20 protein-coding genes, 2 rRNA genes and 1 other RNA gene are annotated in these 22232 nt (G+C 52.8%); 20 read left to right on the forward strand and 3 right to left on the reverse strand.

All coding sequences use genetic code 11. The features are described from left to right. Positions 1-244 precede the first annotated feature (244 nt). From DS878_RS08030 to DS878_RS08095, 14 genes are all read left to right on the forward strand, one after another. Positions 245-3139, forward strand: a 23S ribosomal RNA gene (locus DS878_RS08030). Positions 3140-3223: 84 nt separating this feature from the next. Beyond that, positions 3224-3338 (forward strand): 5S ribosomal RNA (gene rrf, locus DS878_RS08035). 145 nt (positions 3339-3483) lie between these two features. After that, positions 3484-5034, forward strand: a complete 1551-nt coding sequence (locus DS878_RS08040; protein WP_113815471.1) for a 2-isopropylmalate synthase — start codon at positions 3484-3486, stop codon at positions 5032-5034. A 45-nt stretch (positions 5035-5079) separates the two neighbouring features. Continuing rightward, positions 5080-5889 carry a 2-isopropylmalate synthase gene (locus DS878_RS08045; RefSeq protein ID WP_113815472.1) on the forward strand — a complete coding sequence of 270 codons (810 nt, stop codon included), beginning with the start codon at positions 5080-5082 and terminating at the stop codon, positions 5887-5889. Next, the gene (rimI, locus tag DS878_RS08050; protein ID WP_113815473.1) at positions 5886-6377 is read left to right on the forward strand and encodes a ribosomal protein S18-alanine N-acetyltransferase; all 492 of its coding nucleotides are present in this window, start codon (positions 5886-5888) and stop codon (positions 6375-6377) included. Before DS878_RS08045 ends, rimI begins: the two co-directional genes overlap by 4 nt. 87 nt (positions 6378-6464) lie before the next feature. Continuing rightward, positions 6465-8045, forward strand: a complete 1581-nt coding sequence (prfC, locus tag DS878_RS08055) for a peptide chain release factor 3 (RefSeq protein ID WP_113815474.1) — start codon at positions 6465-6467, stop codon at positions 8043-8045. Positions 8046-8067: 22 nt separating this feature from the next. Next, positions 8068-8841: a TatD family hydrolase gene (locus tag DS878_RS08060; protein WP_113815475.1), complete on the forward strand. Its 774-nt coding sequence runs from the start codon at positions 8068-8070 to the stop codon at positions 8839-8841. A gap of 237 nt (positions 8842-9078) precedes the next feature. Beyond that, positions 9079-9507 carry a 50S ribosomal protein L13 gene (rplM, locus tag DS878_RS08065; RefSeq protein ID WP_113815476.1) on the forward strand — a complete coding sequence of 143 codons (429 nt, stop codon included), beginning with the start codon at positions 9079-9081 and terminating at the stop codon, positions 9505-9507. A gap of 12 nt (positions 9508-9519) precedes the next feature. Next, positions 9520-9912 carry a 30S ribosomal protein S9 gene (gene rpsI, locus DS878_RS08070; RefSeq protein WP_113815477.1) on the forward strand — a complete coding sequence of 131 codons (393 nt, stop codon included), beginning with the start codon at positions 9520-9522 and terminating at the stop codon, positions 9910-9912. Positions 9913-10156: 244 nt separating this feature from the next. Continuing rightward, positions 10157-10750: a ubiquinol-cytochrome c reductase iron-sulfur subunit gene (gene petA / locus DS878_RS08075; protein ID WP_113815478.1), complete on the forward strand. Its 594-nt coding sequence runs from the start codon at positions 10157-10159 to the stop codon at positions 10748-10750. Beyond that, the gene (locus tag DS878_RS08080) at positions 10750-11982 is read left to right on the forward strand and encodes a cytochrome b (protein ID WP_113815479.1); all 1233 of its coding nucleotides are present in this window, start codon (positions 10750-10752) and stop codon (positions 11980-11982) included. Before petA ends, DS878_RS08080 begins: the two co-directional genes overlap by 1 nt. Next, positions 11982-12737 (forward strand): cytochrome c1, encoded by a 756-nt coding sequence (locus DS878_RS08085; protein ID WP_113815480.1) that lies wholly within the window; start codon positions 11982-11984, stop codon positions 12735-12737. Before DS878_RS08080 ends, DS878_RS08085 begins: the two co-directional genes overlap by 1 nt. Positions 12738-12846: 109 nt before the next feature. Next, a complete protein-coding gene (locus DS878_RS08090; protein ID WP_113815481.1) occupies positions 12847-13476 on the forward strand; it encodes a glutathione S-transferase N-terminal domain-containing protein in 630 nt (209 codons plus the stop codon). A 59-nt stretch (positions 13477-13535) separates the two neighbouring features. Then, a complete protein-coding gene (locus tag DS878_RS08095) occupies positions 13536-13949 on the forward strand; it encodes a ClpXP protease specificity-enhancing factor (RefSeq protein ID WP_261977700.1) in 414 nt (137 codons plus the stop codon). A gap of 54 nt (positions 13950-14003) precedes the next feature. Here the strand turns inward: DS878_RS08095 and DS878_RS08100 are convergent, their stop codons facing one another. From DS878_RS08100 to DS878_RS08110, 3 genes are read right to left on the reverse strand one after another with little or no spacing between them, the layout of a single operon-like run. Next, positions 14004-14594, reverse strand: a complete 591-nt coding sequence (locus DS878_RS08100; RefSeq protein ID WP_113815483.1) for an SIS domain-containing protein — start codon at positions 14592-14594, stop codon at positions 14004-14006. Between the two features lie 6 nt (positions 14595-14600). Further along, positions 14601-14969, reverse strand: a complete 369-nt coding sequence (locus tag DS878_RS08105) for a YraN family protein (protein ID WP_113815484.1) — start codon at positions 14967-14969, stop codon at positions 14601-14603. Positions 14970-14999: 30 nt separating this feature from the next. Then, the gene (locus DS878_RS08110) at positions 15000-16862 is read right to left on the reverse strand and encodes a penicillin-binding protein activator (protein ID WP_113815485.1); all 1863 of its coding nucleotides are present in this window, start codon (positions 16860-16862) and stop codon (positions 15000-15002) included. A gap of 132 nt (positions 16863-16994) precedes the next feature. Here DS878_RS08110 and rsmI point away from each other — a divergent pair, with 132 nt between their 5' ends. From rsmI to DS878_RS08140, 6 genes are all read left to right on the forward strand, one after another. After that, positions 16995-17891 carry a 16S rRNA (cytidine(1402)-2'-O)-methyltransferase gene (gene rsmI, locus DS878_RS08115; protein WP_113815486.1) on the forward strand — a complete coding sequence of 299 codons (897 nt, stop codon included), beginning with the start codon at positions 16995-16997 and terminating at the stop codon, positions 17889-17891. Between the two features lie 57 nt (positions 17892-17948). Further along, positions 17949-18310: RNase P RNA component class A (gene rnpB / locus DS878_RS08120), an RNA gene on the forward strand. Positions 18311-18616: 306 nt separating this feature from the next. After that, positions 18617-19069: a division/cell wall cluster transcriptional repressor MraZ gene (mraZ, locus tag DS878_RS08125; protein ID WP_113815487.1), complete on the forward strand. Its 453-nt coding sequence runs from the start codon at positions 18617-18619 to the stop codon at positions 19067-19069. Beyond that, positions 19066-20049, forward strand: a complete 984-nt coding sequence (gene rsmH / locus DS878_RS08130) for a 16S rRNA (cytosine(1402)-N(4))-methyltransferase RsmH (protein WP_113815488.1) — start codon at positions 19066-19068, stop codon at positions 20047-20049. Before mraZ ends, rsmH begins: the two co-directional genes overlap by 4 nt. Before the next feature lie 2 nt (positions 20050-20051). Continuing rightward, a complete protein-coding gene (gene ftsL, locus DS878_RS08135) occupies positions 20052-20456 on the forward strand; it encodes a cell division protein FtsL (protein WP_113815489.1) in 405 nt (134 codons plus the stop codon). 32 nt (positions 20457-20488) lie between these two features. Further along, positions 20489-22228 carry a peptidoglycan D,D-transpeptidase FtsI family protein gene (locus DS878_RS08140; RefSeq protein ID WP_113815490.1) on the forward strand — a complete coding sequence of 580 codons (1740 nt, stop codon included), beginning with the start codon at positions 20489-20491 and terminating at the stop codon, positions 22226-22228. The last annotated feature ends 4 nt before the right edge of the window (positions 22229-22232 follow it).

Genomic DNA, 22232 nt, shown 5'->3' on the forward strand with positions numbered 1-22232 from the left:
CGAAGTTCTTCTTTCTGATCACTGGGTCAGATTTGCTCTTTAACAAATTGGATGAGATAGAACACGAAGACATTTTCTCATTATCTCCGAGAAAATGTGTTCAATGTGATAGCGATTTTTTCAAGCGTTATCCGGTGTTGTCGTTGAAGTGGTTGTTATATCGCTTCAAGGAACTGTCTCCAGTTGTTGGTCTCCTGGTTTACCAGGTGCTGATGAATGGAACACAGTTGTCTTGGGGTTATATAGTCAAGCAACTAAGCGCATACGGTGGATGCCTTGGCAGTCAGAGGCGATGAAAGACGTGGAAGCCTGCGATAAGGTTCGGGGAGCTGGCAAACAAGCTGTGATCCGGACATTTCTGAATGGGGAAACCCACCCGATTTCGGTCGGGTATCTTGCACTGAATACATAGGTGTAAGAGGCGAACCGGGGGAACTGAAACATCTAAGTACCCCGAGGAAAAGAAATCAACCGAGATTCCCTAAGTAGCGGCGAGCGAACGGGGACTAGCCCTTAAGCTAGACAACTGGTAGGAGAAGGCTCTGGAAAGTGCCGCCATAGTGGGTGATAGCCCCGTATCCGAAACCTGAGTCTAGTGAAATCGAGTAGGACGGGACACGTGGTATCCTGTCTGAATATGGGGGGACCATCCTCCAAGGCTAAATACTCCTGACTGACCGATAGTGAACCAGTACCGTGAGGGAAAGGCGAAAAGAACCCCTGTGAGGGGAGTGAAATAGATCCTGAAACCGTATGCGTACAAGCAGTCGGAGCAGACTTGTTCTGTGACGGCGTACCTTTTGTATAATGGGTCAGCGACTTATGTTCAGTGGCGAGGTTAACCGTTTAGGGGAGCCGTAGGGAAACCGAGTCTGAATAGGGCGAATCAGTCGCTGGGCATAGACCCGAAACCGGGCGATCTATCCATGAGCAGGTTGAAGGTTGAGTAACATCAACTGGAGGACCGAACCCACTGTCGTTGAAAAGCCAGGGGATGACTTGTGGATCGGAGTGAAAGGCTAATCAAGCCCGGAGATAGCTGGTTCTCCCCGAAAGCTATTTAGGTAGCGCCTCGGACGAATACCACAGGGGGTAGAGCACTGTTTCGGCTAGGGGGTCATCCCGACTTACCAACCCGATGCAAACTCCGAATACCTGTGAGTACTATCCGGGAGACACACGGCGGGTGCTAACGTCCGTCGTGAAGAGGGAAACAACCCAGACCGCCAGCTAAGGTCCCAAAGTACCAGTTAAGTGGGAAACGATGTGGGAAGGCTCAGACAGCTAGGAGGTTGGCTTAGAAGCAGCCATCCTTTAAAGAAAGCGTAATAGCTCACTAGTCGAGTCGGCCTGCGCGGAAGATGTAACGGGGCTCAAACTGGTCACCGAAGCTGCGGCTGCATACTTTGTATGCGGGGTAGGGGAGCGTTCTGTAAGCCTGCGAAGGTGAGTTGAGAAGCTTGCTGGAGGTATCAGAAGTGCGAATGCTGACATGAGTAACGACAATGCGGGTGAAAAACCCGCACGCCGGAAGACCAAGGGTTCCTGCGCAACGCTAATCGGCGCAGGGTGAGTCGGCCCCTAAGGCGAGACCGAAAGGTGTAGTCGATGGGAAACGGATTAATATTTCCGTACCTTGGATAGCTGCGATGGAGAGACGGAGAAGGCTAGGTGATCCGGGCGACGGTTGTCCCGGTTTAAGCGTGTAGGGAGTGGACTTAGGCAAATCCGGGTCCACAATTCTGAGACGTGACGACGAGCACCCTTTACGGGAGCGAAGTCATTGATGCCATGCTTCCAGGAAAATCTTCTAAGCTTCAGGCTATTTGAGACCGTACCCCAAACCGACACAGGTGGTCAGGTAGAGAATACCAAGGCGCTTGAGAGAACTCGGGTAAAGGAACTAGGCAAAATGGTGCCGTAACTTCGGGAGAAGGCACGCCGGTGGTATGTGACGCCCTTCGCGGGTTGAGCAGAAGCCGGTCGAAGATACCAGGCCCCTGCGACTGTTTATTAAAAACACAGCACTGTGCAAACTCGTAAGAGGACGTATACGGTGTGACGCCTGCCCGGTGCCGGAAGGTTAATTGATGGGGTTAGCACTTGTGCGAAGCTCTTGATCGAAGCCCCGGTAAACGGCGGCCGTAACTATAACGGTCCTAAGGTAGCGAAATTCCTTGTCGGGTAAGTTCCGACCTGCACGAATGGCGTAACGATGGGGGCGCTGTCTCTACCCGAGACTCAGTGAAATTGAAATCGCCGTGAAGATGCGGTGTATCCGCGGCTAGACGGAAAGACCCCGTGAACCTTTACTATAGCTTCACAGTGAACTTTGAACATGTTTGTGTAGGATAGCTGGGAGGCTTTGAAGCGTGAACGCCAGTTTGCGTGGAGCCAACCTTGAAATACCAGCCTGGCATGTTTGAGGTTCTAACTCTGTCCCCTTATCGGGGATGAGGACACTGTGTGGTGGGTAGTTTGACTGGGGCGGTCTCCTCCTAAAGCGTAACGGAGGAGCACAAAGGTGGGCTAAGTACGGTCGGACATCGTACGGTTAGTGTAATGGCACAAGCCCGCTTAACTGCGAGACAGACACGTCGAGCAGGTACGAAAGTAGGTCATAGTGATCCGGTGGTTCTGTATGGAAGGGCCATCGCTCAACGGATAAAAGGTACTCCGGGGATAACAGGCTGATACCGCCCAAGAGTTCACATCGACGGCGGTGTTTGGCACCTCGATGTCGGCTCATCACATCCTGGGGCTGAAGCCGGTCCCAAGGGTATGGCTGTTCGCCATTTAAAGTGGTACGCGAGCTGGGTTTAGAACGTCGTGAGACAGTTCGGTCCCTATCTGCCGTGGACGTTGGAGATTTGAGGAAAGCTGCTCCTAGTACGAGAGGACCGGAGTGGACGAACCTCTGGTGTTCGGGTTGTCACGCCAGTGGCATTGCCCGGTAGCTATGTTCGGACAGGATAACCGCTGAAAGCATCTAAGCGGGAAGCCCCTTCCAAGATGAGATCTCCCTGAGGCCTTGAGCCTCCTGAAGAGCCGTTCAAGACCAGGACGTTGATAGGTCGGGTGTGTAAGCGCTGCGAGGCGTTGAGCTAACCGATACTAATTGCTCGTGCGGCTTGACTATATAACACCCAAGACAATTGCGGATATCGCAGTGAAAGAATTGCATCATAGGTTTTATCTCATCCCCCAGTGATCGACCGTTTTGTCTGACGACCATAGCGGCCTGGTACCACCTGATCCCATCCCGAACTCAGAAGTGAAACAGGCCTGCGCCGATGGTAGTGTGGCATTGCCCATGTGAGAGTAGGTCATCGTCAGACTCTTAATTGAAATCGCCCCGACAGCGTTGCTGCCGGGGCTTTTTTTTGTCTGAAAACAGGCTCCCTGAGCTGGAGATCGCTGCTCCCTTATCCGTCCCGGTGATATACTGCCGGTATAAAGCCAAATTCGATATGGAGCACCTCAATGTCTGGCAACGACCATCTGGTTATATTTGATACGACTCTTCGTGACGGTGAGCAGAGCCCTGGCGCCACCATGAACAAGGCGGAGAAGCTGCGGATTGCCAAGGCTCTTGAGAAGTTGAGAGTAGATGTCATCGAAGCCGGTTTTGCAATCGCCAGCCAGGGTGACTTTGAAGCGGTCAAGTCGATCGCAGAGACTATTAAAGAATCCACAGTCTGTAGCCTTGCGCGCGCGCTCGATGTGGATATTGATCGTGCAGCCGAGGCCATCCGCCCTGCAGAGAGGGGGCGTATTCATACCTTTATTGCGACTTCGCCTATCCATATGAAATACAAGCTCCAGGTAGAGCCGGATGAGGTGATTGAACAGGCTGTACGGGCAGTTAAACGCGCCAGGAGCCATGTTGATGATGTGGAGTTCTCCTGTGAGGATGCTGGTCGCTCGGAACTGGACTTTCTGTGTCGCATCATTGAGGCAGCCATTGATGCCGGTGCCAATACTATCAATATTCCCGACACCGTCGGTTATGCTATCCCTGAGCAATTTGCTGAAACTATTCACCAATTACTTAATCGTATCCCCAACGCGGACAAGGCGATTTTTTCAGTGCATTGCCATAATGACCTTGGGCTTGCAGTCGCAAACTCGCTTGCTGCTGTGACCCGGGGGGCCCGACAGGTAGAGTGTACTATCAATGGTCTGGGTGAACGCGCAGGTAACGCTTCCCTGGAAGAAATTGTGATGGCTGTTCGAACCCGTCAGGATTTTTTCAATATTGATACCCGGATAAATGCTCAGCATATAGTGCCGGCTTCACGCCTCGTCTCCACAATTACCGGCTTCCCGGTGCAGCCAAATAAAGCCATAGTCGGTGCAAATGCATTTGCCCATGAATCGGGTATTCATCAGGATGGTGTTCTGAAACATCGTGAGACCTATGAGATCATGCGGGCTCAAGATGTCGGTTGGCATACCAATAGTCTGGTTCTGGGTAAGCATTCCGGTCGTAACGCTTTCCGTACCCGCCTGCTTGAGTTGGGTATCCAGTTTGAGACCGAAACCGAGCTTAATGAGGCATTTACACGCTTCAAAGCGCTGGCTGACCTGAAACATGAAATTTTTGACGAAGATCTGCAAGCTATAGCAAGCGACACCAAACAGAAGGATGAAGATGGTCGTTATGGTCTGGTCTGCCTTCAGGTCTGCTCTGAAACCGGAGTTGTTCCAAAGGCCACCATAACACTGACCATGGACGGAAAAGAGCACAGTGCAGAAGCTGAAGGTAGTGGCCCGGTAGATGCAACATTCAAAGCGATTGAGTCGCTAGTCGATTCAGGCTGTAACCTGCAGCTTTATTCGGTAAATAATATCACCAGTGGCACTGATGCCCAGGGTGAAGTCACTGTTCGGCTGAGCCGTGGTGGCCGGATTGTAAATGGGGTTGGTGCGGATACAGATATTATTATTGCTTCAGCCAAGGCCTATATCGAGGCTCTTAACCTGATCAGTCGCGGTGGTATAAGGCAGCACCCTCAGGTGGCTGATGTCTGATGTTACAGTTCGCCCGTTTTTCTGGTGGGTCCGTAGGTTGTTTGAATGATTCATACAGAAGTTGATAGACAATTCTATCTGGGCGTTGCGGGTATCCGCCTCTGGTATGCCCGTGAACCGCTGCCAGGCGCAGCACCCAGCCCGGAATTTGAATTCCCTGAGCTGGATCAGCAAGCCAGTGTTCAGTCGCTGGAGTTAGTTGATACTCCGGGGGTCGCGCAGGTAGCTACTCCTGTCGTAACTGGTTCTGTACCCGTGTCGCCCGTACCGGATCAGCGCGGGGTTCAACGGATTGCCAGCCTTCAGGCCCTGATGGGGGAGAAGGATGGAGGGGGAAGTGAAAACTTACCAGTCCAAAAGGCGCCGGCAGATACAGGCATACCGTCAGGAGACCTGGAAGCGGTTGCTGAACCTGCGGCAGAGCCCGAAGTGCGTGCAGACCAGAGGCTAAGTCTGAATATGCGCATTTTTATCGGGGAGGGGCACATTTTAATAGCGGATATCTCCAGGGATGCGAGCTTGGGTTTGCAGGAAACTCTTGCAGGAAACATATTGAAAAGTATCGGGGATGTACACTTGGAGCCAGTTAAATGGGTTCAGTGGCCGGTTTTCAACAATCGCCTGGTCGCAGGGCAGGGAGTTGATGATTTGATCTCTTTAATGAAGGAGATCCTGCCCGCTTCAGGTTCCAGGAAAGTGATTGTTCTGGGTAGCCTCGGCAATCATGGCTGGTTGGCCGAAACACTCAAGCGTTCTCCTGATATTTATTTTGAATACACCCTAGCGGAGCTCGCCAGCAATCCGGGTTTGAAGCGCTCTTTGTGGCAAAAACTGAGGCCGTCAGTCAGTGTATGAATAAAGTGAAAGACGGTTCATGTCCAGCTGTCTACGGTTCGGAGCTGGCGATACGCCCTTTGGAATCCAAAGACCTCCCCGAGGTTATGAATATTGAGCTTCAGGGATACTCTCACCCCTGGACAGAAAGGATATTCCTGGATTGCTTCAAGCCGGGCTATCGTCTATGGGGAATAAATGAAAATCGTGTACTCGTCGGGTATGCGGTTGTGTCCTATGTACTTGATGAGGCCCACCTCCTGAATCTCTGCGTTCATCCCGGGTATCGTGGCCAGGGAGTAGGGCGGCTTTTGCTGCGCCATCTTATCGGCGAAGCTGCGAGGGAGAACATGAATCAGATTCTTCTGGAGGTAAGACTGAGTAACAACATTGCGAGCAAGCTCTATCGTAAAGAAGGCTTTGAGGAAATCGGCCGTCGCCCCAGATATTACCCCGCTGCTTCCGGGTGGGAAGATGCCAGGGTGATGGCGCTGTTACTGCAGTCCTGACGGTCGTTCCTTGTGTTCGCGTAATCACATCTTAGCCCCTATAATGGCTGCCTTTTCCGAACATCTGACGCAGGTTGCTTTTCAACAATGTCTCACCTTTCCCAGGAAGTGGCTAAACGCCGCACCTTTGCGATCATTTCTCACCCGGACGCTGGTAAAACCACGATTACCGAAAAAGTCCTTTTATTCGGACACGCTATACAAAAGGCTGGCACGGTCAAGGGTAAAAAGTCCGGTCAGCATGCAAAATCCGACTGGATGGAGATGGAAAAGGAGAGGGGCATCTCGGTAACGACATCCGTAATGCAATTTCCTTATGGTGGCAAACTGGTAAACCTGCTGGATACACCGGGTCACGAAGATTTCTCGGAGGATACATACCGAACCCTTACAGCTGTAGATTCCTGCCTGATGGTTATCGACAGTGCCAAAGGGGTTGAGGAGCGTACCATCAAGCTGATGGAGGTAACGCGACTCCGTGACACCCCTATTCTGACCTTCATGAACAAGCTGGACCGGGATACCCGTGACCCGGTTGAGCTTATGGATGAAGTTGAGGATATTCTGAAAATTGCCTGTGCGCCGATCACCTGGCCTATTGGGATGGGAAAGAATTTCAAGGGTGTTTACCATCTTCTCCGTGATGAGGTGATCCTGTACCAAAGCGGGCATGGTCATGAGATTCAGGATTTGCGGGTCATTAAAGGGCTGGATAATCCGGAACTCGATACGGCGCTGGGTGAATACGCGAGTGATTTACGGGACGAAGTCGAGTTGGTCAAGGGGGCCTCTCACGAGTTTGACCTTGACCTGTTTTTAGCAGGCGAACTCACACCGGTGTTTTTTGGTACCGCGCTGGGTAATTTTGGTGTTGACCACATGCTCGACGGGCTGGTTGACTGGGCCCCCGAGCCTCAGCCTCGTGAAACGGACCAGAGACTGGTTCAGCCTGATGATGAAGCCTTCACTGGCTTTGTTTTCAAGATCCAGGCCAATATGGATCCTCAGCATCGGGATAGGGTTGCGTTTATGCGTATTGTCTCTGGTCAATACAGCCAGGGTATGAAGGCCCGCCATGTGCGTATTGGTAAGGATGTACGCTTTTCCGATGCGCTGACGTTTATGGCCGGGGATCGTGAGCATGCTGAAGAAGCTTATGCCGGGGACATCATAGGCCTGCATAACCATGGCACGATTCAGTTAGGGGACACCTTCACTGCTGGCGAAGACATGAAGTTTACGGGTATTCCTAATTTCGCGCCGGAGTTGTTCCGTCGCATTCGCCTGAAAGACCCGTTGAAAGCGAAGCAGCTTCAGAAAGGGTTGATTCAGCTTTCCGAAGAAGGTGCTGTGCAGGTTTTCCGGCCGCTGCGAAATAACGACCTGATTGTCGGTGCGGTTGGTGTACTGCAGTTTGATGTGGTCGTCAGCCGCCTCAAGACAGAATACAAGGTTGAAGCTGTCTATGAGCCTGTAAACGTGGCTACCGCACGCTGGGTAACCTGCACAGATGATCGTAAGCTGGATGAGTTCCAGCGCAAGAATAATGACAATCTCGCGCTCGATGGAGGCGACAGGTTGGCGTATATCGCCCCCACTATGGTAAACCTCAATCTTGCTCAGGAACGTTTTCCGGAGGTGGAGTTCCACAAAACCCGGGAGCACTGATCTGTTAGCGGTGGAGTCTATTTTGAAGTTAGTTGATGCCCATTGCCATTTTGACTTTTCCCGGTTCGATGGGTGTCGGGCTGATGAACTGCAGGCTGCCGCATCGGCCGGCATTGTCGGGCTGGTTATTCCTGGTGTGCGCCGTCGTGACTGGGGGCGGATCCGGGATACAGCCAAGGCATACCCGGGCCTTTTTTACTGTCTTGGCATTCACCCATGGTTTGTCAGCGAGCATACCTCCGATGATCTGGACGCTCTGGAGCAGCTTCTGAGTGCGCGGCCTGAACGTTGCGTAGCCGTCGGTGAGTGTGGTCTGGACCGGTTGCATGGGGATCTGGCTGTGCAGTATCCCTGGTTTGAAGCACAGGTAGGGCTGGCATCAAAGTTTGGCTTTCCGCTGATTATCCACTCAGTGAAAACTCACGATGAAGTATGTGCCATCCTGAGGTGCTGTAAGGGGAGTATCAAAGCTTTGCTGCATGGTTTCTCCGGCAGCTATCAGCAAGCAGCAAACCTGGTTGATCAGGGGTGCTTTATCGGGGTCGGCGGGGTAATTACCCATCCCGGGGCGCGTAAAACCCGGGATACAATTGCCCGTCTGCCTGTGGAGGCTCTGGTGCTTGAAACGGATGCGCCGGATATGGCCCCGGAAGGCGTTGCTGCAGGCCAGAATTCGCCGGTTCAGTTGCTCAGAATTCTGGAGTGTCTTGCTGAAATCCGGGGCGAGCGAGCGGAATATCTCGCTTCTGTATTGTTCGCAAATACTGAAGCGCTGTATGGACGGTCGTTGTGGTAATGGGCTTACCATAAAGTTGTGGTAATGGGCTTACCATAAAACAGTACAGTTCGGGGTTGGAATTAAATAATCGTTCGAGTATACTTCGCGCCCTGGCTTTTCAAGGTGATGTCACTATCTCAGCCCCGAATAGTGTCACTGCCGATCAAATTACAGGTACAGAACCTCCTCCGGGTGTAATACACTTTCCGGCGGTGGTTTTTAACGTTTCTTTTTATAGCGTTCAAGGCGGAATCAATGAAGACTCTGAGTGCGAAACCAGAAACCGTAAAACGTGACTGGTACGTTGTAGACGCAGCCGGCAAGACGCTGGGTCGTCTGTCAACCGAAATCGCCCGTCGTCTGCGGGGCAAGCATAAGCCTGAGTATACCCCTCATGTAGACACTGGCGATTACATTGTTGTGATCAATGCGGGCCAGGTGCGGGTTACCGGCAACAAGTCATCTGATAAGATGTACTACAGTCATACCGGCTTTCCGGGTGGGATCAAATCTATCAGCTTCGAGAAGCTGGTTGAAAAGGCGCCTGAGCAAGTTATTCAGAAGTCTGTAAAAGGCATGCTTCCGAAGGGCCCGCTTGGTCGTGCCATGTTCAAGAAGCTGAAAATCTATGCAGGCGCTGAGCATCCTCATACAGCCCAGCAGCCCAAAGAACTCGACATTTAACGGAAGGCGGATATGTCTGTAGCACAAAATTACGGTACCGGTCGCCGCAAAACGTCCACGGCTCGGGTGTTCATCAAGCCGGGAAGCGGTAATATTTCTATCAATGGTCGCACCATCGAAGATTTTTTCGGTCGTGAAACTCTGCGTATGATCGTGCGTCAACCTCTGGTTGTAGCTGAATCAACTGATCGCTTTGATATCACTATTACTGTTAAAGGTGGTGGTATCAGTGGCCAGGCGGGCGCTATCCGCCACGGTCTGACCCGCGCTCTGATGGATTACGATGAAACTCTGCGTCCGGCGATGCGCAAAGCGGGCTATGTAACCCGTGACGCTCGTGAAGTTGAACGTAAGAAAGTTGGTCTGCGTAAGGCGCGTAAGCGTCCTCAGTACTCCAAGCGTTAAGATTCGCTGGAGCAGATCTCAGGAAAACCCGGCTATTTTGGTCGGGTTTTTTTGTTTCAGGGTCAATGGCAAACAAATTGATCTGGAGCAGAGAAGAGGCTCTGGCAGCGGCTTTCTGACTTGTAAGCAAATGGTAATTTCATTACCATTTGAGCGCTTATATTTTTGGGTTGTGAAGTTCTTTTCGATGCACACTGTCGGCTGTCTTGCGGGCTGTGACATCGCCTGATGGGAGAAAACCATAATGAATAATGGCGACGTGAGCCAAGGTCGGCGCCGATTTCTTATCGGCGCTACGGCTGCGGTAGGTGGAGTCGGCGTCGTCGGTGCGGCAGTCCCTTTCGTGGCATCCTGGAATCCCAGTGCCAAGGCAGAGGCGGCTGGTGCGCCGGTAACCGTCAATATCAGTAAGATTGAACCAGGCCAGCAGGTCACCGTTGAATGGCGGGGTATGCCAGTCTGGCTTATCCGCCGTACAGATGAAATGGTGAGTAATATAGAAAAGCTTAATGACAAGGTGAAAGATCCTCAGTCTGAAGCTCCGCAGCAGCCAGAATACATCAATGGTGTATTGCGGTCCCTGAAGCCCGAAATGGCCGTTCTTGTTGGTCTTTGTACTCATCTGGGTTGTGTGCCTTCCTATCGTCCGGATATCGCCCCTGCTGATCTGGGTGATGAGTGGCTCGGCGGGTTGTTCTGCCCTTGTCACGGTTCCCGCTATGATATGGCTGGACGGGTATATACGGCTCAGCCTGCACCGCTGAACCTGCAGGTTCCGCCTCATCGGTATGACGATGACGTGACTCTTACGATTGGTCTTGATCCGGAGGCAGCGTAATGCAGAAACTTCTGAATTGGGTAGACGAGCGTCTGCCAGTTATTGATGCCTGGAATAACCATCTGGCTAAATATTACGCGCCGAAAAACTTTAACCTCTGGTATTTTTTCGGTTCTCTGGCGATGCTTGTGCTGGTCAACCAGCTGGTAACCGGTATCTGGCTCACCATGAGCTACAATCCGACTGGTGAAGGTGCCTTCGCTTCTGTTGAGTACATCATGCGTGATGTCCAGTGGGGCTGGCTCTTGCGCTATCTCCATTCCACGGGTGCATCGGCCTTCTTTATTGTGGTTTATCTCCACATGTTCCGGGGTCTGATGTACGGTTCTTACCAGAAACCCCGCGAGCTGATCTGGCTATTTGGTATGCTGATTTATCTGGTCCTGATGGCGGAAGCTTTCATGGGCTACCTGCTGCCTTGGGGGCAGATGTCCTACTGGGGCGCGCAGGTCATTGTAAATCTGTTTGGTGCCATTCCTGTTATTGGTGAAGATCTGTCTTTGTGGATTCGCGGTGATTACCTGATTTCGGGTATTACCCTGAACCGCTTCTTCGCCCTGCATGTCGTTGCGCTGCCGATCGTTCTGCTTGGCCTGGTTGTTCTTCACATACTTGCTCTGCATGAAGTGGGTTCCAACAACCCTGACGGTATCGATATCAAGAAGAACAAGGACGAAAATGGTATACCCAAAGATGGTATTCCGTTCCATCCGTACTATTCTGTGCACGACCTTGTGGGCGTGGCAGTTTTCTTCTTCATCTTCTTTATCGTGGTGTTCTTCTTCCCGGAAATGGGTGGTCTCTTTCTCGAGAAGCCGAACTTTGAGCCGGCGAATGCTCTCAAGACTCCTGAGCACATTGCGCCTGTCTGGTACTTCACACCCTTCTACGCGATGTTGCGTGCAGTGACGGTGGACTTGTTCGGCCTGTCCGCGAAGTTCTGGGGTGTTGTTGTCATGGGTGGAGCTATTGCGATTCTGTTTGTGCTGCCCTGGCTGGACAAGAGTCCGGTACGCTCTATCCGCTATAAAGGGTGGCTGAGCCGTATTGCGCTGGCACTGTTCACAGTAAGTTTCGTTGTTCTGGGTTATCTGGGGCTTGTGCCTGCAACTGAAGGTCGTACTACAGTGGCCCAGATTCTGACGGTTGTGTACTTCCTATACTTCATTCTGATGCCGTTCTATACGCGCATGGAGAAAACCAAGCCAGTACCAGAGAGGGTGACAGGATAATGAGAAAGCTGATTTTTGGTCTTTTCATCGCATTCCTCCCGGCTCTCGGGCTGGCAGCTGGTGCCGGTGTTCCGCTTGATCACATCGAGACGGATCACACTGATAAGGCATCTCTTCAGCGTGGTGCCGCAATGTTCACGAACTATTGCATGGGGTGTCACTCCATGGAGTATGCCCGATACAAGCGGGTTGCCGAAGATCTTGAGATTCCCCTCGAACTGTATGAGGAAAATCTTATCTTCACTGGTGCCCAGATCGGTGAGCTGATGAAAAACTCCATGAACAAGGACATGGCTGCCGACTGGTTTGGTGCTCCGCCACCAGATCTTACGCTGGAAAGCCGTCTGCGCGGTGAGTCCTGGGTTTACTCCTATCTCAGGGGGTTCTATAAGGATGAGACCCGGCCATTAGGGGTAAACAACGTGGTGTTCGACAAGGTCGGTATGCCTCATGTGCTGGTCGACCTTCAGGGGCTCTGTGCGGTCAAGCCGAACATTGGTCATGGACCCAGCGTTGAGCCGCTGAGCGGGAACATCAAGAATGCAAGTGCTTGTCCGGAGTATGTTACTGAAGGGAGTATGTCTGGAGCAGAGTTTGACCGTGCTATGTACGATCTGACTAACTTCATGTCCTACATGGCGGATCCGGTCAAAGTTGAGCGCGAGCGTCTCGGGATTTTTGTTTTAATCTTTGTCGCTATTTTCTTTGTATTCGCCTACCTGCTCAATCGTGAGTACTGGAAGGACGTACACTAAGAAATAGGGTATAATCCTGTTCCCTGAGTTCCAGCGGGCGTTAAACGGCCCGCTGGAATTTTTGCGTTTTTCAGGACCATTTAGGTTTGTTTACTCGTGAGGTAGTTCTATGGGCGTTGTGACCAAGCGGTCATCGATGACGTTTTTCTCAGATCCGGCCAGCCACTATAGCCACAGGGTGCGTATTGTCTTGGCGGAAAAGGGTGTTACCGTTGATGTCGTTGATGTTGATCCAGACAACCCGCCAGCCGAGCTGGCTGATCTGAATCCGTATAACGCCCTGCCAACTCTGGTAGATCGTGATCTGGTTCTGTATGAACCTAACATCATGATGGAATACCTTGATGAGCGCTTTCCACACCCGCCGTTGTTGCCGGTCTATCCGGTAGCTCGTGCCAACAGCCGCTTGATGATCCATCGGATCCAGAAGGATTGGTGTGGTCTGGTAGACCAGATTCTGGGGCAGCCGAATGTCAAAGCATCAGAGACTGCACGAAAAGAGCTGCGTGAAAGCCTGCTTGCCACGGCTCCATTGTTTGGTGAAATGCCGTTTTTCCTCTCCGAGGAGTTCACCATTGTGGACTGCTGCATCGCTCCTATCCTCTGGCGTTTGCCATCATTGGGTATAGAGCTCAATGACAAGCAAGCGAAGCCGCTGCACAAGTATATGGAGAGCATATTCAGCCGTGAAGGTTTCAAGGCTAGCCTCTCTGATCTTGAGGAAGACATCCGTAGTTGATTTGGCGGGTATCCGCTATACGGAACAGGAGGCAAGCAGTGTCTGATAACAAGATCACCATGACATCCAGTCGTCCATATCTGGTGCGCGCATTTAATGAGTGGATACTGGACAACGACTGCACGCCTTACATCGTGGTGGATGCTGGCGTTCAGGGTGTTCAGGTGCCTACCGAGCATGTAGCGAACGGGCAGATTGTTCTGAATGTCAGTCCTGGAGCTGTACGTGGTTTGGTGGTGGGTAATGGTGCGCTGGAGTTCAGCGCTCGCTTCGGCGGTGTGCCCATGCAGGTATTCATTCCGCTTCAGGCAGTGATGGCTATTTACGCCAAGGAAAACGGCGAAGGTATGGTGTTTGGCAGTGAGCCCGGATCCCCGGATCCAGACGGCACCGATGACAGGGAAGGAGCAGGGCAATCCGGAGGGCAGGAAGATCGTCCGTCGGGCAGGCCGACTCTCAAGGTTGTTAAGTAGTAGGCTGAAGCCGATAACTGCTTTAACAAAAGCCGGCGTTTGCCGGCTTTTTTGTCAGCCTCCGAACAGTTTTCCATCTACCCGTGAGCACAGGGCATTGATTGCAAGAAGAAACAGAGGGGCGGCTTCTGTGGGAGAAAGGTCGTTGAGGGCGATCTCGTGGTCTTCTGCGTGCATAAGTGAGGTGATGTCAGACTTTTTTCTCGCGCTCAGTACCACCACATTCATTTCTCTGTCGTGTGCGGCCTGAATCGCTTGAATGAGGTTCGCTTTATGGCCGTCGTCAACAATCACGAATAGCAGGTCGCCAGGCTTGCCGATGGCTTTAACCTGACGTGAGAAGGTGTCATTAAAACGATTATCCCTGCAGATAGCTGAGTAGGTGGTTGCATCGGCCCCGAGGTTGATTGCCGGTAGCGCCGGTCGGTCCTGCTCAAAGCGGTTCAGAAATGCGGTACAGAAATACTGGGCGATTATGTTGGCGTTGCCATTGGCGCAGGTGATAATTTTCCCATCATTGAGAAGTGCGCTTACAAAAGCGTCTGCTGCCTGTTCGATAGCAGATCCTGCGGTGCTGGCCGCTTGAGCCGTATGCTCCATATGGCTCGCAAACAACTGGTTGATCAGATTTCCCGTTTCGCTCATCAGAATCTATATGTCCGCCTGGATTGCATTTTTGATCCATTGTACCCGGTATTTTTTTACGGTTCCCGGGCTGATGGCCACAACGTCTATGCGGCTGAGTGAATCCCACAGACTATGTCGGTGTAAATAGAACGCAGCGGCCTTCAATAGCCTCTTCCTTTTTGAGTAAGATATTGACTCCGCCGGATTAACGAGGCTGCCGGTGCCGCGATAGCGTACCTCAAAGAACACAATGGTGTCCTCATCCAGCCCGATCAGGTCGATTTCACCTCCCCGGTTGTAGACGTTTCTTTCCCGGATCTCTATTCCGCGAGTTGTCAGATATCGTGCGGCCACCCCTTCAAAATGTGCTCCGATGGCTTTGCTGCCTTCCATGGCATCAGGTATCCCTTTGTGGCCCCTGGGTCAGTTAGCCTTCAGTGGGGCATTGTTGTTAACTTCTTCGCCGGAGTCTGCCTTCGTGGGTAGAAGGTCGGGTACGCCGCCGCGGAACTGTGCCCAAAGTTGATTTCTGTGGATACTGCCTTCGCGTGTCATGGTTAGATCGCCGGTCTGTCCGTTTACAGTGGCGGTCTGCACCTGGCGGAGCAGGGGCAGGCGTTTACTTAATTGCCACGCGTCAGCCCCCATCGCAAATAGCCTGCCGAGCTGGCCACGAGTGCCGGGCAGAGACTTGCTGGCCTCGTCACGCAATGAGTTTTCAGTGTCCAGAACCCAGGGGATATCTGTAAATATTACCTGATTGAGATCACGATCCCGGCCAGGATCCGGTGTGCCTTCGTAGATTATGGAGGGGGAGTAGACCGGGAGGTCGCCACCGAAGTAAAACGCAAACAAGGGCTTGAACTGGCGTGCGACCGCAGGCTCGGCGACCATTACAATTGCCTCGGCATCCTGACGCCGCCTGGGTTCGAATTCCACATTGAGGCCAATGGTTTCTTCCACCTGAATGGCTCTGTCTCTGGATACAGTAATGCCCAGCAGTTCTGCTGTAATTGCACGCAGATTATCTTCGCGGAAGAATCGTTGGATATCCAGGGCAACAGCCCCGTTATGTTGCATGCGCTTCAGTAGTGCTGACTCTACCCGGTCGCCCCATTCCCCTTTGGGAATGAGTACCAGAACCTGATTGATGCCCTGCTCCGAGAGCCTGTCTGCTATTTGTCGGGCTTCGTCTTCGGCGGAAAGGCCGAACTGGTAGAGCCCTTCCGGTGCTTTTTTGTCCGTGGCCAGGTAGTTAAGGCCGAGGACAGGAATTGGCAGAATCTTCAGGCTGGTAAGGCTTGCCAGTGCTTCTTTTTCAAGGGGACCTATCACAAGGTCAATATCCTGGGCGGCAAGTTCCTTATACAGATCATCAAATGGTCGATCTGAAGTGTTCACAATGCGGATGTCGGTTTTACTTCGGTCTGCTGAAGCATCCTGATAGTAGGCAGCAAGGAAGCCATCGCGGATTGCTTTGCCGGCGCTGGCGAGAGTTCCCTGGAGAGGCAGAGCCAGGACAATTTTTTCAGGCCGGTTTTCTGCCATGCTGGCGATTAGCTGCAGTTCGGACGGCAGTATTTGTGCTGCTGGGTGGCTCGGCCAGTTACTTTGCCAGCGACGTATAACGCGGCCCTGGTCATCGATACTCAGCCCGGGAGAGCGCAGGCTGGAAGTGAGCTCAAGCCATCCTTCGCTCTCAAATCCGATAATGTCTTCGTTTGCCGCTGTAAGCTTCCGGTCTGGAACTGCCTTCAGAAATGCCCAGATCTGGTCGTGAATTGCCTGAGGATTTATCGTGCCATCTGTTTGTGAAAGAAGCATCAGGGTCATGGCCGCAGAGAGGCGGTCGCCCGCCAGTGCGTAGGTTTTCGCCTGAAGGTTTGCCGCCCGGCCAATAAGGTCCGAGTTGTAGCTTCGGAAGTTATCCGGTGAAAGCGAGGTGGTAATACTGCTGGCCCACTCCCGGTCTTCGAGTGCGACAGCGCTGGCCATGGCCAGTAACTGTTTCTGTGCTTGCAGCGGCTGTGCGGGTTGCTTAAGTTGAGTGCTCTGCAGTAATGTGCGGGCCCCGTGATGATCGCCCTGTTCCTGGAACTGGCTGGCAATCTTTAACAAGTAGCGCTGTGCTGTTTCGGTGTTGCTTTCTTTTGCTGCGAGCTCAAGAGCCTGAGAGGGTGATTGGGCAACGTGCGACTCCAGGTCGACACTGGCGCAACCGGTAAATAACAGGCTCATGGCAAGCATTCCCGCCAAGGCAAGGTGGTGAACAGGGTTTTTAGTCATGGCACTCTCTATAGATTCCGGAGTTTTGGGCTTGTGGCGCCGATCTGATGGTGGCAAGTTTAACAGCTCCCGGACTAATTCACATGACGCAGGTGTCATGCTGCCAATGTCCCAGCGTGCGAGGCATATATTTTGAAATCTGAATCAGGCCAGCCGGCCCGAGAGGTGATAAAAACGGTTGATGACCGTGGAACGCTCTATATCGTCGCTACCCCTATTGGTAATCTGGAGGACCTCTCTCCGCGTGCGGTTAAAGTGCTTTCGGAGGTGGCGGTTATTGCTGCAGAGGACACCCGTCATAGCGGACGCCTTCTTCAGCACCTTGGTGTAAATAAGCCTTTGCTTGCATTGCATGATCATAATGAGCGCGGCAGAGTTCAGAGCATATTGGAGCGGCTGTCAGAAGGGTCAGATGTGGCCTTGATTTCAGACGCAGGTACGCCGCTGATCTCAGATCCGGGGTATGTGCTGGTTCGTGAAGCGAGGAATGAAGGCATCCGGGTGAGTCCGATTCCCGGGCCGTGTGCATTGATTGCGGGATTGAGTGCGGCAGGCCTGCCTACCGATCGCTTTCTGTTTGTCGGGTTTTTGCCTGCAAAGCGCGCAGGCCGACGTTCAGTCCTGGAAGAGCTGCGAAAGGATGCCGCAACGCTGGTCTTCTATGAGTCTCCCCACAGGATACTGGACACAGTGGCGGATATAGCTGAGGTCCTGGGGCCGCAGCGTGAAGTGGTGTTGGGACGGGAAATTACAAAAACTTTCGAAACCTTCTACTCAGGAGAGGCTGCTGAGGTACTTGGTGAGCTGACAGGGGACCCTCACGGCAACCGTGGAGAGTTTGTTGTCATGGTTCGTGGTGCCGAAAAAGCAGGTAGCGGGCTGATGGCCGGCGAAGTTGATGTAGACCGGTTGCTGAAGCTGTTAATGGTAGAGATGCCACTTAAGAAAGCTGCAAAGATTGCTTCTGAGCTGACCGGGCTGGGTAAAAATGAACTGTACCAGCGGGCCCTTGAGTTCAAGGATAGCTGACGCCCCGAAAAGGCGCTTTTTCTTGCATGGGGCCTGGCGCAGGAGTATTGTCTCGCCCGAGCTCGCCAGACAGTCGCCGCCGGTTTAACCGGGGGAGGAAAGTCCGGGCTCCGCAGGGCAAGGTGCCAGGTAACTCCTGGGCGGCGTGAGCCGACGGAAAGTGCAACAGAAAGCAGACCGCCTAAGTGCTCGTGACCTGTTCACGGGTGCCGGTAAGGGTGAAACGGTGCGGTAAGAGCGCACCGCGTGGCTGGCAACAGTCCACGGCGATGGTAAACCCCACCTGGAGCAAGACCAAATAGGAGTCCTATGGCGTGGCCCGCGCTGGACTCGGGTAGGTTGCTTGAGGCCTGTGGTGACGCAGGCCCTAGATGAATGACTGTCCACGACAGAACCCGGCTTATCGGCGAGCTCGCCTTCTTCTCCTCAATTAATGAAGCGTGTCTGCTCTTATGGCACGCTTCTTATAGCTAAAAAATCTTAAACCTCTCTTTTCTTCTTCAGACTCTTTTGCAGGTATTTGATTTTCCTTCTTTTCTTATCCGTAATGTCACCCGTTTCTTGCGTCAAAGCCCGTAACCTGTTGTCACAAAAGGAACTTTCCCAAGAGGGCCGCTGTTTGCGGCGCTTGCATTGTGAATTGCGTGTTTCTATAGTGTGCACGAGTGGGAAAAAGTGGTTTCTTGTGGTTATTTGTGGTTTTTGAGTCTTCAGAGACGGTGTAAATGAGCAATTTTCTCGGCAGTCATGCCATCAATATGGATGCAAAGGGTCGTTTGGCGATCCCTGCGAAGGTGCGCGAAAGCCTCGCGCAGGCTTGCGCTGGCCGCATTGTATTGACGGCGAATGCTGATGAAGAGCGGTGTCTGCTGGTTTACCCGGAGCCGGAATGGGAAATTCTTCGCCCTAAAATCGAGGCTCTTCCCAACATGAATAAAGCCGTGCGGCGATTGCAGAGGCTGTTGCTTGGTAACGCTGCCCCCATGGAAATGGATTCGGCCGGCCGCATTCTGGTGCCGCCCACATTGCGAAATTATGCCCATCTAGAGAAAAAGCTGATGTTGATCGGGCAGGGTAAAAAGCTTGAGCTCTGGAGTGAGGAACGCTGGTTTGCGTGGCTTGATGAGTCTTGCGGTGATGAAGATATGCCGCCCGAGATGGAGGCGCTCTCTTTATGACGCCCGGTCGCAGTCAGGAGGCGGGAGCGGAGTTTTCGCATCGCTCGGTTCTTCTGGATTCGGCGGTCGACTTTCTGGTCGGTGACTCCGATGGCAAGTATGTAGATGGCACATTCGGTCGTGGTGGTCATAGTCAGCTTATTCTCGGACGCCTGGGGCCGTCGGGCCAATTGCTGGGTATTGACAAGGATCCTGAGGCGATCCGTGCAGCTGAGGTGCTGGCAGATAATGATTCCCGGTTTGGGTATTTTCATGGCTCATTTGCTGAACTGGGTCGTGCAGTCTCCGATGCTGGCTGGGATCAGGTTGATGGCGTGTTGATGGATTTGGGTGTGTCTTCACCACAACTTGATGATGCTTCGAGAGGCTTCAGCTTTATGCGTGAAGGTCCTCTCGATATGCGAATGAATCCGCTTCAGTCGCCAAGTGCGGCCCAGTGGCTGGCAAATGCGGAAGAGAGTGAGATTGCGGATGTGATCTGGCGCTACGGAGAGGAGCGGTTTTCCCGCCGTATCGCACGTTTGATAGTTGAGCGCCGCAAAGAGGCGCCGATTGAGACCACGCTTCAGCTGGCCGCATTGGTTAGCGAGGCGGTAGTGAAAAAGGAAAAGCACAAACACCCGGCAACCCGCACCTTTCAGGCTGTTCGCATTTTTATTAACCGCGAGCTTGAAGATCTGGAGGCTGGATTGCAGGCAGCGGTAGACAAGCTGGCGCCAGGAGGGCGGCTGGTTGTCATCAGCTTTCATTCGCTGGAAGACCGGTTGGTAAAACGTTTTATGCGAGACCTTGCTCGTGGCCCCAGATTGCCTAAAGGCATACCTGTGACGGCTGAGCAGGAGGCCTCAGAATTCAGATTGATTGGCAAGGCGAGTAAAGCCGGTGCCGGCGAAGTCAGTGAGAACGTTCGTGCCCGCAGTGCAGTTATGCGGGTTCTGGAGCGTATCGACAATAAACAGAAATCGCAGGGGAGCGCGTAATTATGGGCGCGGTGGCCATAGAGCCGGCGGTAAAGCCGGTAAAGCTGAACAAAGAAAAGGTCCGGGGAGGTGTTGTTGCAGCTGTCCGGATTTCGCGGCGTGTATTTGATGCCACACGGCAGAAAAACGTTTTTGTGACCCTGGTCCTTGCGCTGATGCTGGTGGGTTCATCTATTGGTGTTGTTGTCAGTGCCCACGAGAATCGAGGGTTGTTTAATACGCTGTCCCAGCTTCAGGCCGAGCGTGATCATTTTCAGGCGGAGTGGAGTCAGTTGCTTCTGGAACAGAGCGCTCTGGGCGGTCACGGTCGTGTGGAAAAGCTTGCGGCTGAGCGTTTCAGTATGGTGGCTCCGGGGCGTCAGGACATTGTTCTGGTGCCTCTGATGTCGCCGCTGGCATCCCGGTAATTCATGATAACAACAGTCGCAGGGTGATCTGATTGTCCAGTCAGGAATCAGCAAGAACATTGAGCCAGAAGATTGCGGCGGGCCTGAAGGCCTGGCGTTTTGGTTCTGTGCTGGGCTTGTTCCTGATGGTTGTGCTGGCGATTGGCTGGCGTCTGGTTGATTTGCAGGTTGTTGATAATGATTTCCTGCGCAAGCAAGGCGATGTCCGGACAATTCGTGTAGAAGCGATTGATGCTCACCGGGGAGTGGTTACGGATCGCTATGGAGAGCCGCTGGCTGTTAGCACTCCAGTGCAGACCCTTTGGGCCAATCCCTCAGAAATAGATCCTGATGAGCCGCGCCTGACAAACCTGGCGCGGGTTCTGGATATCAGTGAAGCAAGGTTGCGTGAACGTCTTGCAACATACGCGGGCCGCGAATTTATTTACCTCCGTCGAAAGATACAGCCTGCGCTGGCCACTAAAGCGATGGAACTGGATATTCCTGGTGTTTATACGCGCCAGGAGTATCGGCGTTATTACCCGGCGGGCGAGGTTACTGCTCATATTGTCGGGTTTACCAATATTGATGAGCGTGGCCAGGAAGGCATGGAGCTGGCGTATAACGAATGGTTATCTGGTGAGCCTGGGCGTAAGCGTGTACTGAAGGATAACCGGGGACGGATTATCAAGGATCTGACGCTTATCCGTGATGCCAGTCCCGGTCGTAATCTTGAGTTGAGTATCGACCTGCGCCTGCAGTATCTCGCCTATCGCGAACTGAAAGCCGTTGTCAGCGCTCATGATGCGCGCGGCGGCACGCTTGTCATGTTGGATGTCGAGACGGGTGAGGTGCTCGCCATGGTCAATCAGGGGTCTTATAACCCCAATGATCGTAGCCAGTTAGCTCCGGAGAATCTGCGCAATAAAGCGATTACCGACTTGTTTGAACCCGGCTCTACCATGAAGCCAATCACCATGGCTGCGGCGCTTGAGTCCGGGCAGTATTCCGTGGATACATCGATTGATACATCGCCGGGTTACCGGCGATTTGGCAGGTTTACGATTCGCGACCACCGCAACTACGGAGTCATGAGTCTCACCGATATCATCGTCAAATCCAGTAATGTTGGCATCAGCAAGATAGCCACAGAGCTGGGTGGCGATACGATTCGAAACCTTTATGCGCGAATGGGGCTTGGGCAGCCTACAGGTATCGGGTTCCCGGGTGAGGCTGTGGGTGTATTGCCTGCCCCACCTAAATGGCGCCCGGTAGAAGAAGCAACGCTCTCATATGGTTACGGGATGAGTGTGAATGCCCTTCAGTTAGCGCAAGCCTACATGGTGATCGCTAATGGCGGTATACGATACCCGCTCAGCCTGATGAAGCTCGAGCAAAAGCCGGTTGGCGAAAGAGTATTGTCTGAGCGGGTAACCAGCGAAGTGAGAGTCATGCTGGGCGAAGCGGTTTCCAGGGGCACAGGAAAACGTGCCCAGCCCGGATTTTATAGCGCCGGAGGTAAGACCGGAACGGTTCATCTGGTTGGTGCTCAGGGGTACCAGGACAGCCAGTATAAAGCGATTTTTGCTGGAATGGCGCCAATTGATAACCCGAGAATTGTCACTGTTGTAGCTGTAGACGCGCCTCAGTCAGGCGAATACTACGGCGGCGAAGTGGCTGCGCCTGTGTTTTCGCGGGTTATGAGCGATGCGCTGCGACTTCTGAATGTGAAGCCGGAACTGGAAGTTGGTACAGCGGGTCTGCAAACAGGAAAAACAGGAGAAAGGGGATGAGTCT

This window comes from Marinobacter sp. F3R11, assembly GCF_003318275.1.
In the GTDB taxonomy this organism is placed as follows: Bacteria; Pseudomonadota; Gammaproteobacteria; order Pseudomonadales; family Oleiphilaceae; genus Marinobacter.

Coding starts and splice junctions, on each gene's coding strand:
- DS878_RS08100 (WP_113815483.1), bottom strand. CDS start 14,594: ATGAGCGAAACGGGAAATCTGATCAACCAGTTGTTTGCGAGCCATATG.
- DS878_RS08040 (WP_113815471.1), top strand. CDS start 3,484: ATGTCTGGCAACGACCATCTGGTTATATTTGATACGACTCTTCGTGAC.
- DS878_RS08105 (WP_113815484.1), bottom strand. CDS start 14,969: ATGGAAGGCAGCAAAGCCATCGGAGCACATTTTGAAGGGGTGGCCGCA.
- DS878_RS08080 (WP_113815479.1), top strand. CDS start 10,750: ATGCAGAAACTTCTGAATTGGGTAGACGAGCGTCTGCCAGTTATTGAT.
- DS878_RS08045 (WP_113815472.1), top strand. CDS start 5,080: ATGATTCATACAGAAGTTGATAGACAATTCTATCTGGGCGTTGCGGGT.
- mraZ (WP_113815487.1), top strand. CDS start 18,617: ATGAGCAATTTTCTCGGCAGTCATGCCATCAATATGGATGCAAAGGGT.
- DS878_RS08085 (WP_113815480.1), top strand. CDS start 11,982: ATGAGAAAGCTGATTTTTGGTCTTTTCATCGCATTCCTCCCGGCTCTC.
- rsmH (WP_113815488.1), top strand. CDS start 19,066: ATGACGCCCGGTCGCAGTCAGGAGGCGGGAGCGGAGTTTTCGCATCGC.
- rpsI (WP_113815477.1), top strand. CDS start 9,520: ATGTCTGTAGCACAAAATTACGGTACCGGTCGCCGCAAAACGTCCACG.
- petA (WP_113815478.1), top strand. CDS start 10,157: ATGAATAATGGCGACGTGAGCCAAGGTCGGCGCCGATTTCTTATCGGC.
- DS878_RS08110 (WP_113815485.1), bottom strand. CDS start 16,862: ATGACTAAAAACCCTGTTCACCACCTTGCCTTGGCGGGAATGCTTGCC.
- DS878_RS08095 (WP_261977700.1), top strand. CDS start 13,536: ATGACATCCAGTCGTCCATATCTGGTGCGCGCATTTAATGAGTGGATA.
- DS878_RS08090 (WP_113815481.1), top strand. CDS start 12,847: ATGGGCGTTGTGACCAAGCGGTCATCGATGACGTTTTTCTCAGATCCG.
- rplM (WP_113815476.1), top strand. CDS start 9,079: ATGAAGACTCTGAGTGCGAAACCAGAAACCGTAAAACGTGACTGGTAC.
- ftsL (WP_113815489.1), top strand. CDS start 20,052: ATGGGCGCGGTGGCCATAGAGCCGGCGGTAAAGCCGGTAAAGCTGAAC.
- rimI (WP_113815473.1), top strand. CDS start 5,886: ATGAATAAAGTGAAAGACGGTTCATGTCCAGCTGTCTACGGTTCGGAG.
- prfC (WP_113815474.1), top strand. CDS start 6,465: ATGTCTCACCTTTCCCAGGAAGTGGCTAAACGCCGCACCTTTGCGATC.